We start from the raw sequence: 3,034 nt of genomic DNA on the forward strand, positions 1-3,034 counted from the left end.
GCTCGGGGCTCTTCATGTCTCCCAGCGCGAGCTGCGTCTCTTCCAGCACCCACTCGTCGGTCTCCTCCGCGAGCGCCGTCTCCAGCGCTGTCTCGGCGTCTCCGCCGCCGATCCTGCCGAGAGCCCAGGCCGCGTGGCCGCGCACGAGCGGCGCGCTATCTTCGTACAGGCACTCCGCGAGCGCCAGCACGTAATGCGCCCCGCCCTGATTCCCGGCCGAGACGCAGCAGTTACGGAGCATCCCGGCGCGTCCGGGTCTGGTGAGCGGGGTGCCCGCGAAGCGACTCTCAAACTCCTCCTCGGACCGGATGGCGAGCGTCTCCCGGATGTCCAAATACGGTCCCGCGCCACTCTCCTCTGAAAACTCGGGCCACTGGCTGCGGGCGGCCTTGGTCTTGTTGTACGGGCAGACCTCCTGGCAGATGTCGCAGCCGAAGGCCCAGTCCCCGACTTTTTCGCGAAGCTCGCGCGGTATCTCTCCGGCGTTCTCGATGGTCAGGTACGAGATGCACAGCCGGGCATCCACCACGCCGGGCGCTTTTATCGCACCCGTCGGGCACGCGCTCATGCAGCGGGTGCAGCGCCCACAGGTCCCGTCGCCGGGCTCGTCCACCGGCAGGTCCAGATCCAGAATCAGATCCGCGATAAAGAAGTAGGATCCCGCCTCCTGACTTATGAGGCAGGCGTTGCGCCCAAAGAACCCGAGCCCGGCGTGCTGGGCGGCGCTGCGCTCGATCAGTGGCACCGCGTCGGTAAATCCTCGGGCCTTTATCTTTACGCCGAGCCGTTCTTCGAGCTCCGAGCGCAGCTCGAACAGCCGCCCCTTTATTACCTCGTGGTAGTCCCGGCCCCAGGCGTAACGCGCGACCCGCCCGCCGGCGCCGGTGTTCTCGGGATGATCCCCCGGATAGTACGAGACCCCCAGCGACACCACGCTGCGTGCGCTCTTCTGTAGCGTGCGAGGGTCTGAGAGCCGCTCCGGCGGGCGCTGCATGAAGCCCATATCCGCCGACATCCCGGCCTCTTGCCACTCGCGCAGACGCTCACCGCCGCGAACCAGCGGCTCCGCCCGCGCCACCCCGACGAGGTCGAAGCCCTTCTCACGGGCGAGCTCCTCCAGGAGCCGTCTAGCCTCTACACCCTCTGTATCCCGCGCCTCACTCATGCCCAGATTGTATCCGGGCGGGCACGAGAGAGAAGCATCTCGACCCACTAGCCACATAGGCCCTGAAACGCTTTGTGAGAGAGATAACCATCCGGCGCTTGCCGCCGAATACCTACCGTGCGATACTCAAAACAACAAAATGTTACAAGTAGCTTACTTTGTAACACAATTATGTGACAAGCGCACCGCCCATAGTTACAAGGAGGTAACCGGTGCAGATGATAGGGGCTCTAGGCAGCAGGATCGGGCATGGCGAGACGGCCGCGAGCATCGTAGATGTTCGCGGTGAGATCGAGCGCCTGAGGCGGGAGCGGAACGCGGTGATTCTGGCGCACTATTATCAGGAGCCGGAGATACAGGATCTCGCGGATCACGTCGGGGATTCGCTGGCGCTGGCGCGCAAGGCGCAGGCGGCCGAGGCAGACGTCATAGTGTTCTGCGGCGTGCATTTCATGGCGGAGACGGCCAAGATCCTAAACCCCGGGCGCACCGTGGTCCTGCCCGACCTCGATGCCGGATGCTCGCTCGCGGATAGCTGTCCGCCGGATGAGTTCCGGGAGTTCGTAGAGGCGCGGCCGGATCACAAAGTGGTCTCGTACGTGAACACCTCGGCGGCGGTCAAGGCGCTCTCCGACGTGATCTGCACCTCCTCCAACGCCAAAGAGGTCATAGCCTCCATCCCCGAGGATCAGCCCATAATCTTTGGCCCCGACAAGCATCTCGGACGGTATCTGGTGGAGCAGACCGGGCGCGAGATGACGCTGTGGCCCGGCACCTGCATGGTCCACGTACTCTTCTCGGAGCGCAAGATCCGGGAGCTCAAACTCCGTCACCCAGACGCCGAGGTGCTTGCGCATCCCGAGTGCGAACAAAGAGTGCTGGCGCTCGCCGACCACGTCGGCTCCACGACCAGCCTCATAAACCGCGCCGCCGAGAGCCCGGCGCCGGAGTTCATCGTCGCCACCGAGCCCGGCGTCATACATCAGATGCAGCGGCTCGCCCCGGACAAGACCTTCATGCGGGCCCCCGGCGAGGGTTCTCCAGACGGAGCCTGCGAGGCGTGTGGCGAGTGCCCGCACATGCGGCTCAACACCGTCGAGAAGCTCTACCTCTGCCTGCGCGACCTTTCGCCCGAGATACAGCTGGACGAGAAGACCCGCCTCTCCGCCCTCGCACCGATAGAGCGGATGCTGGAGCTCGGATAGTGGACACCGCCAGCATACGGGCCACGAATACCCTGGACTTCCCGGATAGCGCCCTGCGGGACCTGGCGCGTCGCGCGCTGGCCGAGGACGTGGGGCGCGGCGACGTCACCACCGCGACGACCATCTCCGACACAGCCGTGGCTAGCGGCAGCTTCGTCGCCAAGGGAGGGAGCGAGACCTGCGTTAGCGGGCTAGCCGCGGCTCGCGCCGTTTTCGAGGAAGCCTCGGAAGAGCTTCGCTTCACGCCGCTCGTCGCGGAAGGCGCGGTAGTGGAGCCGGGCACCGAGATAGCCCGCATCGAAGGGCCGGCGCGGGCGATGCTCGCCGCCGAGCGGGTGGCGCTGAACCTCGTAATGCGGCTCTCGGGGATAGCCACGTTCACCCGGATGTACGCGGCGGAGGTCGACGCAGCGGGCACGGGGGCCCGCATAGCCGACACTCGCAAGACCACGCCCGGATTGCGCGCGCTTGAGAAGGCCGCCGTCCGCGCCGGGGGCGGCACGAATCACCGATCCGGCCTGGACGACGGGGTGCTCATAAAAGACAACCATCTCGCCGTCGCCGGGGGTGTGACAGAGGCGGTGCGTCGGGCGCGAGAGGGTGCGCCGCACCTGCTCAAGGTCGAGGTCGAGGTAGAAAGCGAGGCCGCGTTGCGGGAGGCGAT

At 66.1% G+C, this 3,034-nt stretch carries 3 protein-coding genes; 2 read left to right on the top strand and 1 reads right to left on the bottom strand.

Features of this window, described 5'->3' with window-relative positions; genetic code table 11:
• Positions 1–1,165: tRNA epoxyqueuosine(34) reductase QueG (queG, locus tag ACR2FV_RS11325; protein ID WP_434015802.1), on the bottom strand; the 1,165-nt coding region annotated here is incomplete at its 3' end.
• 218 nt (positions 1,166–1,383) lie between these two features.
• Here queG and nadA point away from each other — a divergent pair.
• Complete coding sequence (gene nadA / locus ACR2FV_RS11330; RefSeq protein ID WP_434015804.1) at positions 1,384–2,370, top strand: quinolinate synthase NadA; 987 nt, start codon at positions 1,384–1,386, stop codon at positions 2,368–2,370.
• Positions 2,370–3,034, top strand: a 665-nt coding sequence (nadC, locus tag ACR2FV_RS11335; protein ID WP_434015803.1) for a carboxylating nicotinate-nucleotide diphosphorylase, incomplete at its 3' end; no start/stop codon positions are given. The genes nadA and nadC, both read left to right, overlap by 1 nt.

This window comes from Ornithinimicrobium sp. (assembly GCF_051004135.1).
Lineage (GTDB): Bacteria > Actinomycetota > Actinomycetes > Actinomycetales > Dermatophilaceae > Ornithinicoccus.